This window comes from Aeromonas australiensis, assembly GCF_000819725.1.
GTDB lineage: Bacteria > Pseudomonadota > Gammaproteobacteria > Enterobacterales > Aeromonadaceae > Aeromonas > Aeromonas australiensis.
This window is the reverse complement of record NZ_CDDH01000056.1, coordinates 1-12,761: the sequence shown is the minus strand read 5'-3', so window position 1 is coordinate 12,761 and position 12,761 is coordinate 1. Positions and strand designations below refer to the sequence as shown.

The following is a 12,761-nucleotide window of genomic DNA, read 5'->3' as shown; positions in this document are numbered from 1 at the left end:
AAAGCTATGTTTTTAAAGGAAATATTTATAATTCCTAATATTTAAAAAATCTTATAACAGCCTATTTAGATAGATTTTTAAGCAATAAACATCCCTTAGGAGGGGACCGCTCTATCCTGCTGAGCTACGGGAGCCTTGTGGCGGGCATTATACAAGAAGCAACACCCTTTTAAACCCTTGATTCTTATTCCAATAGTGCCAAATCACCGATCTGGATGTTGAATGGTGAATATTTGTTCTGGCTGCTGATGATGGCGCCATCTTCGAATACTTGTACGACCTCAAACAAGCCGTTGGCCGGGTTGCGCATCATGCGCGATTTGCCGTAGGGATCAATGAAATCTGCGCTGTGCTGGATGCGGAACTGGTCGCCGAGTTTGACACCATTGCGCCGTCCCAGATTGATGTAGGGACCTCGCTCGTTCTGACTGACCACTCTTGCAGTGACCGGGGCGCAGGTGAGCTGGGCCACCAGATCCTGAGCCGCCTGCTGCAACTGGTAGTTGACCTCCTGGCCGTAGCTTGATTGCCAGAATTGGCCACTGGTGCTGCCCACCTGCTCCCGCTTGCCGAAAGTCCAGGTGGCACGTCCTTGGTAGACCTTGCGATTGACCAGGCTGCCGTTGATGCCGTCGAACAGGTAAAGTTGCATGCGAAAATTGCGGATGGGATCCTGATACCAGCTGGTTAACTGGTTGCCCTGCTGCTCGATGGAGAGATCGTCGATACTGCCGAGCACCAGATACTGGCTGTCGGTGCGCAAGCTGAGCGCCTTGATCTCCTCAAGGGCGCTGCGATCCCCCTGTTGCAGGTGGAGCGGGTCGATGCGCAGGTTCTCATCGAGCCACTGGCGCACAGCAACGCCTTGCTGGGCATTGGCCAGTGTTTCGAACAGTCGACGTGACAGGTTGGCTGGCATGTCGTTCAAGGCGCCGTAACTGGCTTGGTCCGGATAGCGCATCCGCAGTCTGACCAGGGTCAAATCCTTGGCGAAGTGCTGGGTCTGGCAGATCTGGCGCTCGGCCTGAATGTCGGCCACTAGCGTGATATACATGCGGCCGTTGCGGACCTCTTCCCGCTTGAGTCGGTACTGGCGAATATCGCCACCGGATCGGATCTGGATCTGCTCTGATCGCAGGCTGCCATTTTCCAGGCGCTGCACGCTGGAGACAGCAGCGCCGCTGGCCAGCAGCGCCTGGCGCAGGGCATCGCGGGTTGCTTGCTCGCGGGCATAGACTTCATCGCCCCCCAGAATGGCGGCGCTGCCCTGTGCTTCGATAAGCTCGGCGTGGGCACTCAGGCTGGCCAGCAGCAGGGTCAACAGCAGCGGTATTTTCATAACAGATACCTTGATTAGGCGACTCGCTGCCTCCTCTCTTGAAGAAGGCATTGCGGGCCGACATGGCTCACAACAGTTATTTGATGGCGTTTTTCTGACTCTTCACCAGATATTGGCGCAACAGCGAAATTGTTAGCAATAATCATGCCTCATTCCCGGCTCAAGCTTTGCCCGGCGCGTCCGATAATAAGTCAGGTGCAGATACAGGAAAGGTATCCATGAACAGATTCATTACGGCGTTGGCGCTCGCCCTGGCATTGACCGGGTGCAGCTCCGACCCTATCAACCGAGATGTGGGTGATCCTCGCCAGGCGGCGCAGGGGATGGAGCTCAACTGGCTGGTGGCGCGCATGACCGATCAGCTGATGGAACGTAAATCGCTGACTACCCTGACTGAACCCATCGCGGTGGCCTCTTTCGTCGATCTCGATACCCTGCAGGATACCAACTGGATGGGGCAGCAGATTGAGGAGAGCTTTATCTACGAGCTCAACCGTCGCGGCGAGGTGGTGGTGGACTTCAAGCTGACCGGCAGTATCAAGGTGACGCCGCAGGGGGATTTTGTACTGAGCCGCAACTACAAGGAGCTCTCTTCCCGTTTGCCGATCTCCCGCATTCTGGTCGGTACGTTTAGCCGCAACAGCAAGGGAATTCTGGTCAACGCCCGCGTTATCGACATGCGCACCAAGATGGTGGAGACCACAGCACAGAGCCTGATCCCGCAAAAGTATCTGTTCGGTGCCAATAACTCGTTTGGTCGGGCATCGATCAATCGCGGTTATCTGATGCGTGACAGTCAGGCCCGGCCGGGTGGTCATCTGGTCAACCTGACCCCGTGAGGAGCGAGTTATGAAGATCCTGTTTGGTTGCCTGTTGGCACTCTTGCTCACCGGTTGCAGTGGTAACCGGGTGGTGGATTACACCCTGGGCGGCAAGCCCGATAACTTTCCGGTGCTCAAGGCGGTGGGTTATGCGGTGATCGACATCCAGCCCGGCCCCTCCCAGTCGGAGAAGATGCTGCAAGCCATTCGTGCCTCCAAGATGGATGCCTATCGCGAGCTGGCCGAGCAGCTCAATGGTCAGCAGGTGCGCGGCCAGAGCAGCTACCGCGATCTGACCCAGACCTCCAACTCGCTGGATGTCTCTGTGGCGGGGGTTGTGCGTGGTGCCCGGGTGGTGGCCTCCTATCCGCGCGGCAACACTTATGCTACCGAGATGGAGCTCGATACCCGTGCCCTCTACAACATCAACCAGCTGATGGCCGGTCAGTTTTGAGTTGATGGGCTTGTCGTGAAAACAGGCATTAAAACAAAAGGCGAGCAGGGTGCTCGCCTTTTGTCGTTGTGGGCTGGTTAGCTGCCCATCAGCACCGGCGGCACTGCGGTGGGTTTCACATCCTCGCTCGGGTAGCAGCCAAGCACCTTGATATAGCGGGTGATCTTGGTCAGCTCCACCAGTGCGGCCTGCATCGCCGGGGTCTGCAGGTTGGCGGAGACATCCAGATAGAACATCTCTTCCCACGGGTTGCCCTGTACCGGACGGGATTCGAGCTTGGTCATGTTGATCTCGTGGCTGCGCAGTACCAGCAACGCCTCGACCAGCGAACCCGGCTTCTGGGAGGTGGACATGATGAGGGTGGTTTTGGCCGGGATCTGCGGCGCCACGTCGATAGGTTTGCGCGCCACCACGATAAAGCGGCTGTAGTTTTCTTTCTGGTTGGCGAGCTGCTCGGCCAGCACATCCAGACCATAGAGCTCACCACCGGCGGCGCTGCCGATGGCGGCAGCCTCCGCGCTCGCCAGCTCTTTCACCTTCATCATGGCGCTGGAGGAGGAGTCGCAGATCTCGTGACGGGCTCCTTCCAGCTTGCTCAGATAGTGGGAGCATTGCTGGAATACCTGCGGATGGGCATAGAAGGTCTTGATGCGACTTAGCTCGGTCGGTACGGCGGTGAGGATGCAGTGTTCGATGGGGTAGGTGAGCTCGCCGACGATGGAGAGGCTGGTGTGCTGCATCACGTCATAGACTTCGTTGATGGAGCCCGAGCTGGTGTTTTCGATAGGCAACACGCCAAAGGCGGCGCGGCCAGACTCCACCGCATCCAGCACTTCGCGGAAGTTCTGGCAGTTCACCTCGATCACCTGGTCCCTGTAGCGCGCCAGATATTTGCGGGCGGCCAGGCTGGAGTAGGAACCGCGGGGCCCCAGATAGGCGACGCTGGTCATCGGTTCCTGTTGCTCCGGGTTGAGCAGGCTTTGCAGATAGGCCTGCTGGGAAAGCACAGAGTCTTCGATAATGGTGTGGTAGATGCGGGTGATGTACTGGGCATCCAGTCCCAGCTCACGCCCCTTCTGGATCAGGGCGACCAGTAGCTCCTGTTCGCGCTGGGTGTCACGGATGGGGCGGGGATTGGCCTGTTTGGCGCGGGCGACCTCGATGCTGAGGCTCTTGCGTTTCGCCAGCAGGGCAAGCAGCTCCTGATCCAACCGGGTGATGTCTTGTCTGATCTCGTCGAGCGTTGCCATGATTGTTCCCTATCCAAGTAATCGATTGATATTAATGCAAAAAAAAGCCTCCGCTAGGGGAGGCTCGATTCGTCTTTGCTTGCTGTTCACGCGACGACAGGCCTTCCCTCAAGCGGGCCGGATAAACGAGAAAGCAAAGAAGAATGGTGCGTGCATAGGTGTGTCCTTGAAGTAACGTCATAACCATTAAGGGATTTGCCGGTCTGATGCAAGTAAAACTTGCCCGCGGGCAGGGATGGGGGCAGGGTATCCGGTTAAGAAAATGGCGTATAAGCGATCTTCTATTGACTCTGTTTTGATGACTAAAACCCAGTAGGGGAGGGAAAAACGATGGCGATTATTTTCGATCTGGGACGGGTGGTGGTGAGCTGGGATCCGGTAGGCATAGTGCGTTCGGTGCGTGGCCCGCAAGGGGCCGAACAGTTGGCCGAGCAGCTCTTTAACCACCCGGACTGGCTGGAGGTAGACAGGGGCACCATGTCGCTCCACACCATGGCCCGGGAAGCGCAAGCGCGCACCGGCCTTTCGGCGGCACAGAATCTGGCCATTTTACAGGCCGTTCCTGCCTCCCTGCTGCCAGATCCCGCTATGCTAACCCTGATAGCCGAGCTGCACGGGGCGGGACACACCCTGTATGCCCTCTCCAACATGGGCCATGCCAGCATCGATTGGCTGGAGCAGCATCAGGATTTCTGGCGCTTCTTCAGCGGCAAGGTGGTATCGGCGCGGGTACGGATGATGAAGCCGGAGCCGGATATCTATCGCTATCTGCTGGTGTCGTTCGATCTGAAACCGGCAGAGTGCATCTTCATCGATGACAGCCCCGCCAACATTGCTGCCGCCGAGGCCCTCGGCATCAGGGGGATCGTCTTTACCGACGCGGCAAGTTGCCGCCAGCAACTGGGTGAGCTGGGCTGTTTGCCCGCCGCCGGCAAGGGGTGATGCCCCTTTGGGAGCACTATGGAGCATGGCCGGTTTCGCAATTGGCTCAGTCACTATCCCGAGGCGACCCTGATCATCGCCTGCAAGGATGGTAGTGGCTATCAGCTCTGTGTCGAAGCGGAAGGGGAGTGCCTCTGCCTGACCGACAGCGAGGGCGCCAGCCTGACCTTTACCTCACTGGATCAGGCGCAGGGTTTCTTGCGTGCCCATCAGGTGCGTCAGGCAAGATTGCGGATTTATGACGCAGAAAGTGAAGAGATAGCGGCAAAATCACGGGAAATAATCATCAAGTTTTAATTTTAACCTGACTCTTTAAGGGTCTATTCAGTTTGTTTGCCGCACAATACTGCACCTGTTCATCATCCGGAGCTGTTTAATGGGTGCCAATGTAGTTGTACTGAATCAGGGATACGATCACTCTTTTCAAGCCAGGGAGCTGCTGCTGATTGAGCGACTGGCCAGTTTTGACGAGCTGGTTGTCTCTTTTTCGGGACGGTTGGAATCCTGTTACAGCATCGAGCTATGCCGCGCTGCCGGTGTGAAAATCCACGCAATTACCCTCGATAATCCGACCCGCAGCCGTAGCGAAGTATCCCGTGCCCGCCGTTATTGTCAGCGTTATGGTATTGAACACTGGGTTATCAAAAGTGATGAGATCGTCTTTTGCGATCGCCTGCCCAATATGGAAGGGCTGATCGACCCGGTTCGCCGCATTGGGGAGTATGTGCAGACTCGTCCGCAATGGGCTCATCTGCCGTTATTGGTTCCGGCAGCGGTGGAGGAGCGTGATGATTATCTTGCCCAGTTCGGCTCTCTGCCTGCCAACACCCTCTGGTTTTTTGCCGACAACGGATTGATGCGCCGTGATTATCGTTACGGCTTCAACAAGCGTCAGCTCGGTCGTTGGGGCAAGGGGAGCAATGGGTGTCTGAGCAACCGCTTTGCCAACCCGCGGCAGTTGAAACAGCGCTATCTGCGGATGGTGGACCAGGCGGAACAGATGTTGGCCGACATGGGGCTGGATGAGGCGAAAGTCTTCTTCCATACCCTGTGTGATTGCTCCACGACCCTGGCCCGGGTTCGTCTGCCAGAACATCAGCGTGCGCAGGCCTTTGATTTGCAACCTGATATTCTGCGGGCTCTCAAAGGAACCAATTTTGATCTGGTAACCCTGGATATGGTGCAGCAAGAGCGGCACGATCTCGCCATCTAGCCTGCGGGCAAGGGATGCGGGTGCCAGAACGTGAGTGCCGTCATAGGCAAGGGGCGACGGGACTGTTTATACTGTCGCCCTTTCACCCGTTACCGAGCTTCGCCCTATGAAACCCTTCTCCCGTCTGCTGATTGCCCTGTGCCTCTCCCCCGTATTGGCGCAGGCTGCCCCTCTTTCTCAGGTGACGCTGCCCGATGGTCGACAGGTTCAGCTCAACGACGACTTCACCTGGGAGTATCTGGTGGTCAAACCGGCCGAGTCCGTACAGGGCGTGGCTGCTGAAGGGAAGGTTGGGGACGTGGTGGCAATCGCAGCCCCGGTGCTGACCGATCAGGCCAAGGCCAATCCGGAGCTGCTTGCCCAGATGGCGCGTGACGGTGTGGTGGTCAAGCTGGACAAGATCGAGGGATCTGATCCGCTGGCGCTGACCTTTATGGTGAGCAATACCGGTACCCGCAATGTGGTCGGTGTGCGCGGCATGGTGACCCTGTTCAGCGCTGACGGGGTGCAGCTGAGCCGTCAGGAGGCCCGCTTCTGGGTCGCCGAGAACCGCCTGCCGGAGACCTATCTGCGCAAGGGTCAAGCCCGTTCGTCGCTGGCCCTCGAGATCCCCCGTCCTGCCGGATTGACTGGTCAGCCGCTAGTGCGGGTCGAAATTGACGAGGTGGTCTTCCGCTGATTTGGCGTTGTTCCGGCCCATGTAAACCGTGTGGGCCGGCAACTTGTTGCCGCTGACACCCCCTGCAATATCTGCTTACATCTGACATGGTTCTGCAACAGCTTGCAGCTCGGCAAGCCGGGAACCTGACTGCACAATGACTCCATACCTGCTCGCTAGCAACGGGCCCAATCACATGGAGTTATCATCATGAAAAAAGCAACTGTCTCTCTTCTGGTTCTGGCCGGGTTGGCTTCTACTTCCGTCCTGGCGCAGGATGCCTTTAGCTACGGTAAGGGCGCTGCTACCTGGGCGCACACCAAATCCGACTATCTCAACGGTACCTTCAGCAATGACAGCAAAGGAGCCCGTGATTTTGGCGGTCTGAGCCTGGATCTCTCCAAGAGCTTTGGCTCCAACTTCTACGGTCGTGCCGGGACCGAATATACCTCCCGCAACGATGGCAATGACAGCATGTCCATTTCCAGCATTGGTATGGGTCTCTTTACCCCGCTGAGCACTGGTCTCAATCTCTATGGTGAAACCGGTGTGATGGGCTACACCCTGGAGCGTGAGCTGGCGAATAATGTTGCCGGTAAGGGCTGGGATGCGGTCGCTCGCAAGGATAGCGGCAGCATGTACGGTGAAGTGGGCCTGCGCTACGACATCGGCGACATCGAGCTCTCCACCGCTTATCGCTACGCCAACATGACCGACGATATGCACGACTTCAAGGTGGGCGGTGCCTACAAGCTCAACCAGAACTGGGCACTGACTGCCGATTACACCTATCGCAACTGGGATCTGCAAAAAGGTTCCATCTCCAGCCTGGGTGTGAAGTACAGCTTCTAATTTTCCTTCCCGTAGTCCGTAGTGTCTTGATATTTACCCATGGCGTTCGCCATGGGTTTTTTTCTTTTTCCGGTGATCTCTTTTTTCTCCTTGTGCCGTATCAGTCGATAATAGTTATACAACTTCCATTTCTTTGTATAACTGCTATAACTGAATCAATGCTTATACAAGGAGCGTCATCATGTACAAGATTAAAGTCGGTATCAGTGCCTGCCTGCTGGGACAAGAGGTACGTTTCGATGGGGGCCACAAGCGCTCCAGCTTCTGTGAACGGGATCTTGGCGCTCACTTTGACTATCACCCCGTCTGTCCCGAGATGGCTATTGGTCTAGGGGCGCCTCGCGCCGCCATCCGGCTGGTCAAGCGTCACGGCGAGATCCGCGCCGAGGCGAGCAACGGTAGCTTCGATGTCACCGAAAAGCTGATTGCCTTCAGCGAGCAGAAGGCACGCCAGCTCGACTTTATCTCCGGCTATATCCTCTGCGCCAAATCTCCCAGCTGCGGCATGGAGCGGGTCAAGGTCTATGGCGCCAACAACGAGGGGAGTGCCAAGGAGGGGATCGGTCTGTTTGCCAAGGCGTTGATGGAGGCCAATCCCCTGCTGCCGGTAGAGGAAGATGGCCGCCTGTGCGACCCCATCCTGCGGGAGAACTTTGTGCTGCGGGTCTTCGCCTACCACGACTGGCAGCAGCTCTGCGCCCGAGGCATTACCGCCTCTGCGCTGATCCGCTTCCACTCCCGCTACAAGTATCTGGTGCTCTCCCATGCCACCACCCACTACCGCATCCTCGGCAAGCTGCTCGGCAATCTGGGCAAGTCCACCAATTTGCAGGAGGTGGCCGACAACTATATCAAGGGCTTGATGACGGCGTTGACCCTGCGTGCCAACCGTCGCAGTCACACCAATGTGCTGATGCACCTGCAAGGCTACTTCAAGCGAGTGCTGACCCCGGCCCAGAAGCAGGAGCTTGCCGATACCATCGACAAGTACCGCACCGGTATCTTCCCCTTGCTGGTGCCGCTCACCCTGATCCGTCACTACCTGCGCGAGTACCCCAATCCCTATCTCGCCGAGCAGGTTTATCTCAATCCGCACCCCGATACGCTCAAATTGCGCTATGGGCTCTGAGAAGGCTGTTTTGTAGGGTCGAGCAGGTCTATCTCGACCTTCACCCCGACACGCTCAAATTGCGTTACGGGCTCTGAATCCGTTCTGTTGCCCCGGTGCATGATTTGCACCGGACGCTTTACACCTCTGTTTGATGGACGTTGTCATGTCTGATTTACCGCAAGAAGTTGCTCCTCTGGCTGATGAAGGGATCTACCCCATTCGCGAGGTCTCTCATCTTACCGGCGTCAACGCCGTGACCCTGCGTGCCTGGCAGCGCCGCTACGGTCTGGTGCAACCGGCTCGCACCGAAAAGGGCCACCGCCTCTACAGCGAGCAGGATATTCGCCAGATCGGCGAGATCCTGAGCTGGCTGGAGCGGGGAGTGAGTATCGGGCAGGTGAAGGGGCTCTTGAGCGAACCCCATTCCGAGCCGGTGAGTGATCACTGGCAGCAGACCCTGGAGCAGTTCAGTCAGGCATTACTCGCCTTCAACCAGCGCAAGGCGGAGGCCGAGCTTAACGATCTGCTGGCGAGCTACCCGTTCGAGCTGGTGCGCAGCCGGGTGCTGCAACCGCTGGTAGAGCGGCTGCTCGGGCTGTGGCGTGAGCGGCCCGATGGCGAGCTGCTGCAACAGGTGTGGCTGGGTTGGCTCCATACCCGCTTCGCCCGTCACCTGATCGAGCAGGAGAAGGGCGTGCCGATCACGCTGGCGAGCTGGGGACAGGTTGGCCCCCTCGATCTGGTCTGGGCCGCCTACGAGCTGATCGGTCAGGGCTATGAGGTGCAACTGCTGGGGGCGGTGGAGCCGCGCCATACCAGCCTGCTGGAGGGGCGTGCCGTTACCCCCTGGCTGGTATTGCTGGGGGCTGGGCTCGGCAAACAGGAGCTGGCCGCCGGTTGGCCCGCCGGTACGCGCCTGTTTGGCGAGCTGGGGCGCCTCTACGATGACGAGTGGCTTAAAGCCCACGGTTGGCAGGCGAGTCTTGCCGAGTTGATGTTGGACGCGTCAGCTGCGGCTGGCGCCAGCGGACGCGGGAGGAAAAAGTCATGAAACTGGTCTGGTTGCGCAACGATCTGCGCCTTGCCGACAACCCGGCGCTACGCCATGCCTGCGCCGGTGATGAACCGGTGGCCGCGCTCTTTATCATCTCCCCCAGCCAGTGGCGGCAGCACAAAATGGCCCCCATCCGTCAGCGCTTTATGTTGGCGCAGGTGGATTTGCTGGGGCGCGAGCTGGCGGCGCTTGGCATCCCGCTCCATCTGCTGCGAGTGGAGACCTTTGCCGAGGTGCCCGCAGCGATGGCTGATTTAAGCCGAGAGCTGGGGGTGACCCAACTCTACGCCAATCAGGCTATCGAGATCGACGAGCAGCGCCGCGACCATGCCGTCAGCGCCGCGCTGGCAGAGCAGGCGGTGAGCTGCCACTGGTTCAACGGCTGTTGCGTATTGCCGCCGGGGCGGGTGCTGACCGGGTCGGGTGAGATGTTCAAGGTCTTCACCCCTTTTAGCCGTGCCTGGCTCAAAGCCCTCGATGAGGAGGGGTTTGTCATTCACCGCGCCCCTGCGCCCCGTGGCGAGCCGCTGCCGTGGCTGCCGCTGGCCGAGCGTGAGTGGGTTGATGAGGCGCTCGGTGAGTTGACCGCAGATCTGCGCTGGCCGGTGGGAGAGGATGAAGCGCTGCGTCGGCTGCATGTTTTTCTGGAGCGTGCCGTGGTCGACTATGGCGAACAGCGCGATTTTCCTGCCATCGCGGGCACGTCCGTGCTCTCCCCCTATCTGGCGGCAGGCGTCATCAGCCCGCGCCAGTGTGTGGCGGCGCTCCAGCAGCGGCTTGGCTATCGGCCCCAGTCCAAGGCCCAGCCCGGCTTTGTCTGGCTCAATGAGCTGGTCTGGCGCGAGTTCTATCGCCACCTGCTGGTACTGATCCCGACCCTCTCCATGAATCGCCCCTTCAAGGCGGAGACCGCCGCCTTGCCGTGGAGTTGGGATCCGGATGCCTTTGCCGCCTGGTGCGAGGGACGCACCGGCTACCCCATCGTCGATGCGGCGATGCGCTGTATCAACGCCACCGGCTGGATGCACAACCGGCTACGGATGATAGTGGCGAGCTTTCTCACCAAGGATCTCCATATCCACTGGCGGCTCGGGGAGGATTACTTCATGAGTCGGCTCATTGACGGGGATCTGGCGGCCAACAACGGCGGCTGGCAGTGGGCGGCGGGCACCGGCGCCGATGCGGCGCCCTATTTTCGGGTCTTCAACCCCACCACTCAGGGGCAACGATTTGATCCACAAGGGGAGTTTATCCGTACTTGGGTATCTGAACTGGCCGATATCCCTACTGCCTATGTGCATCAGCCCCATGACTGGTTGCGACTCAAGGGAGTAACATCTTATCCGGCCCCCATGGTGGATCACGCCGTTGCCCGGGTGAGAGCCATCGAGATGTTCCGCGCTCTGGAGATATAGCATGAACGAGCCGCTGGCCCGCTTTATTGGCCTCTATCAGCAACTGGACAAACAGCAGTTGCACCGCTTGCCCGAGGTCTATGCCGAACAGGTGGTCTTTACCGATCCGGCCCACTGTATCGAGGGGCTGGCGGCCCTTGGCGACTATTTTGCCGCCCTCTATCAGCGCCTCGCTTACTGTCGCTTCGTCATCACCAGTCAGCAGCAGCAAGGGCCGCAGGCCTGGCTCGGCTGGACCATGACCTTCTCTCACCCCAGATTGCGTGGTGGTGAGCCGGTGACGGTGGAGGGGGCCACCCGCCTCGAATTCGACGAGGCGGGCAAGGTGTGCCAGCACCGGGACTATTTTGACCTGGGTGCCATGCTCTACGAGCAGTTGCCGCTGCTTGGGCCCGTGGTGCGCACTATCAAGATGAGGCTTGGCGCATGAGCGGCCGGGTGCTTATTACAGGGGCGACCTCCGGCATCGGTCGTCAACTGGCACTGGATTACCGGCGTGCCGGCTGGCAGGTGTGGGGCTGTGGCCGCGATGGCGAACGGCTGCAGGCGCTGGGGCTGGATGGCGTCACGCCGCTGCAGTTCGATGCCCGGGATCTGGCCGCAATGAGCGGGGTGGCTGCTACGCTGCCATCCCTCGATCTGTTGATCCTTAACGCAGGCAACTGCGAGTACATGGATGTCGGCGAGGGGTTTGACAGCGAGCTGTTTGCCCGGGTGATCGAAACCAATCTGACCGCCACCGGCCATGCGTTGGCCGCCTTCTTGCCGTTGCTCGGGGCGGGATCGCGCCTTGCCATCGTCAGCTCGTCGGTGAGCTGGCTGCCGCTGCCGCGAGCCGAGGCCTATGGTGCCTCCAAGGCGGCTCTCGACTATCTGACGGATACCTTGCGCCTCGATTTGGCCAGCAAAGGGATCGGGGTGACCCTGATCCGCCCGGGCTTTGTCCAGACGCCGCTCACCGCCAAAAATGATTTTCCCATGCCCTGTCTGGTGACGGTGGAAGAGGCCTCCCGCGTCATCATGGAGGGGCTGACCGCCGGTCGTCACCAGATCCACTTTCCCCGCCGTTTCATCTGGTTGCTGCGCCTGCTTGGTGCGCTGCCGGTGGGGCTCTGGCTGCGCCTTGGTCGCGCACTCGTATCGAAAGGAAGCCATTCATGAAGAAAAAGATCGCCATCGTCGGTTCAGGGATCTCGGGACTCACCGCCGGTTTTCTGCTCCACAAACTCCATGACATAACCCTGTTCGAGGCGGCGCCGACCCTGGGCGGCCACACCGCCACCGTCGATGTGCATCAGGCTGGCCGCAGCTATGCCATCGACACCGGCTTTATTGTCTTCAACGATCGCACCTACCCCAACTTCTTGAAGTTGCTGGCGCGGATCGGCATGGCGCGGCAACCGGCCGAGATGAGCTTCTCGGTGAAGAGCCCGGAGGGGCTGGAGTATAACGGCCACAACCTCGACACCCTGTTTGCCCAGCGCAGCAATCTGTTGAGCCACCGTTTCTACGGCTTTGTCGCCGAGATTTTGCGGTTCAACCGGGAGGCTCGGGCCTGGCTGGCAGATGGTCAACATCAGGGGGCTGGCCCCGAGCTGACCCTTGGGGATTTTTTGCTGGCGGGGGAGTTTAGCGACTACTTCGCCCGCCAC

General features: G+C 59.1%; 15 protein-coding genes and 1 other annotated feature. Of the genes, 13 read left to right on the top strand and 2 right to left on the bottom strand.

All coding sequences use genetic code 11. The features are described from left to right. Positions 1-184 precede the first annotated feature (184 nt). Positions 185-1,339: a flagella assembly protein FlgT gene (locus tag BN1117_RS08480; RefSeq protein ID WP_040096519.1), complete on the bottom strand. Its 1,155-nt coding sequence runs from the start codon at positions 1,337-1,339 to the stop codon at positions 185-187. 218 nt (positions 1,340-1,557) lie between these two features. Between BN1117_RS08480 and BN1117_RS08475 the strand changes: the two genes are divergently transcribed. Next, entirely contained in the window at positions 1,558-2,178 is a 621-nt protein-coding gene (locus tag BN1117_RS08475; protein ID WP_040096517.1) for a FlgO family outer membrane protein, read from the top strand. 10 nt (positions 2,179-2,188) lie between these two features. Then, positions 2,189-2,614 (top strand): LPP20 family lipoprotein, encoded by a 426-nt coding sequence (locus BN1117_RS08470; protein ID WP_040096515.1) that lies wholly within the window; start codon positions 2,189-2,191, stop codon positions 2,612-2,614. A 77-nt stretch (positions 2,615-2,691) separates the two neighbouring features. On the opposite strand, the gene pheA is transcribed toward BN1117_RS08470, so the two are convergent. Beyond that, a complete protein-coding gene (gene pheA / locus BN1117_RS08465) occupies positions 2,692-3,864 on the bottom strand; it encodes a prephenate dehydratase (protein WP_040096513.1) in 1,173 nt (390 codons plus the stop codon). A 38-nt stretch (positions 3,865-3,902) separates the two neighbouring features. Next, positions 3,903-4,024 (bottom strand) — a sequence feature (Phe leader region). A 170-nt stretch (positions 4,025-4,194) separates the two neighbouring features. Here pheA and BN1117_RS08460 point away from each other — a divergent pair. The 11 genes from BN1117_RS08460 to BN1117_RS08410 form a co-directional block, all read left to right on the top strand. Next, entirely contained in the window at positions 4,195-4,806 is a 612-nt protein-coding gene (locus BN1117_RS08460) for an HAD family hydrolase (protein ID WP_040096511.1), read from the top strand. A gap of 18 nt (positions 4,807-4,824) precedes the next feature. After that, positions 4,825-5,103: a DUF6482 family protein gene (locus tag BN1117_RS08455; protein WP_040096509.1), complete on the top strand. Its 279-nt coding sequence runs from the start codon at positions 4,825-4,827 to the stop codon at positions 5,101-5,103. Between the two features lie 79 nt (positions 5,104-5,182). Next, the gene (locus BN1117_RS08450) at positions 5,183-6,019 is read left to right on the top strand and encodes an adenine nucleotide alpha-hydrolase family protein (protein ID WP_040096507.1); all 837 of its coding nucleotides are present in this window, start codon (positions 5,183-5,185) and stop codon (positions 6,017-6,019) included. Between the two features lie 106 nt (positions 6,020-6,125). After that, positions 6,126-6,698, top strand: coding sequence for a DUF3157 family protein (locus tag BN1117_RS08445; RefSeq protein ID WP_040096506.1), 573 nt, complete (start codon positions 6,126-6,128; stop codon positions 6,696-6,698). Positions 6,699-6,887: 189 nt separating this feature from the next. Next, positions 6,888-7,529 carry an autotransporter gene (locus tag BN1117_RS08440; protein ID WP_040096504.1) on the top strand — a complete coding sequence of 214 codons (642 nt, stop codon included), beginning with the start codon at positions 6,888-6,890 and terminating at the stop codon, positions 7,527-7,529. 181 nt (positions 7,530-7,710) lie between these two features. Next, positions 7,711-8,658, top strand: coding sequence for a YbgA family protein (locus BN1117_RS08435; RefSeq protein ID WP_040096502.1), 948 nt, complete (start codon positions 7,711-7,713; stop codon positions 8,656-8,658). A gap of 145 nt (positions 8,659-8,803) precedes the next feature. Then, positions 8,804-9,691, top strand: coding sequence for a MerR family transcriptional regulator (locus BN1117_RS08430; RefSeq protein ID WP_040096500.1), 888 nt, complete (start codon positions 8,804-8,806; stop codon positions 9,689-9,691). Continuing rightward, positions 9,688-11,109 carry a deoxyribodipyrimidine photo-lyase gene (gene phrB, locus BN1117_RS08425; RefSeq protein WP_040096498.1) on the top strand — a complete coding sequence of 474 codons (1,422 nt, stop codon included), beginning with the start codon at positions 9,688-9,690 and terminating at the stop codon, positions 11,107-11,109. The genes BN1117_RS08430 and phrB overlap by 4 nt, the downstream gene beginning before the upstream one ends. A 1-nt stretch (position 11,110) precedes the next feature. Then, positions 11,111-11,539 (top strand): nuclear transport factor 2 family protein, encoded by a 429-nt coding sequence (locus tag BN1117_RS08420; protein WP_040096496.1) that lies wholly within the window; start codon positions 11,111-11,113, stop codon positions 11,537-11,539. After that, complete coding sequence (locus BN1117_RS08415) at positions 11,536-12,270, top strand: SDR family NAD(P)-dependent oxidoreductase (protein WP_040096493.1); 735 nt, start codon at positions 11,536-11,538, stop codon at positions 12,268-12,270. The genes BN1117_RS08420 and BN1117_RS08415 overlap by 4 nt, the downstream gene beginning before the upstream one ends. Beyond that, positions 12,267-12,761: NAD(P)-binding protein (locus BN1117_RS08410; protein WP_040096491.1), on the top strand; the 495-nt coding region annotated here is incomplete at its 3' end. The genes BN1117_RS08415 and BN1117_RS08410, both read left to right, overlap by 4 nt.